The following is a 235-nucleotide window of genomic DNA, read 5'->3' as shown; positions in this document are numbered from 1 at the left end:
CCGATGAGCGGGTGATTCTGTTGATCGACGAAATCGACAAGGCCGACATCGAATTCCCCAACGACCTGTTGCAGGAACTCGACAAGATGGAGTTCTACGTCTACGAGATCGACGAGACCATCAAGGCCAAAAAACGCCCGATCATCATCATTACGTCCAACAACGAGAAAGAGCTGCCGGACGCATTCCTGCGTCGCTGCTTCTTCCACTACATCGCCTTCCCCGACCGCACGAC

1 protein-coding gene is annotated in these 235 nt (G+C 54.0%); it reads left to right on the top strand.

Features of this window, described 5'->3' with window-relative positions:
* A partial coding sequence (locus tag AC0L20_RS41860; RefSeq protein ID WP_473295971.1) for an AAA family ATPase occupies window positions 1-235 on the top strand: 235 nt, incomplete at both ends.

The sequence above is a fragment of the Bradyrhizobium sp. Kon58 genome, assembly GCF_055807455.1.
Note: the sequence above shows the minus strand (reverse complement) of the source record. Positions and strands in the feature narration are given on the sequence as shown.